Below are 243 nucleotides of genomic sequence, written 5' to 3' on the forward strand. Positions count from 1 at the left end.
TGGGACGGGCCGGCCTGACCGCGGGCCGGTTCGTCGCGGACCCGTTCGGTCCGGTGGGTTCGCGGATGTACCGCAGCGGCGACCTGGCCCGCTGGGACCAGGACGGTGTCCTGGAATACCTCGGCCGTATCGACGACCAGGTCAAGCTGCGGGGCTTCCGTATCGAGCTCGGGGAGATCGAGGCCGCGCTCGCCGCCCACCCGGCCGTCGCCCAGGCCACGGTCCTCGTCCGCGAGGACCGCC

Annotated in this window: 1 protein-coding gene; it reads left to right on the plus strand. The window is 73.7% G+C overall.

Going from position 1 to position 243, the window contains the following annotated elements:
* On the plus strand, positions 1–243 hold a 243-nt coding region (locus LO771_RS30475), incomplete at both ends, for an AMP-binding protein (RefSeq protein ID WP_230748399.1).

This window comes from Streptacidiphilus sp. ASG 303 (genome assembly GCF_020991365.1).
Taxonomy (GTDB): Bacteria; Actinomycetota; Actinomycetes; order Streptomycetales; family Streptomycetaceae; genus Peterkaempfera.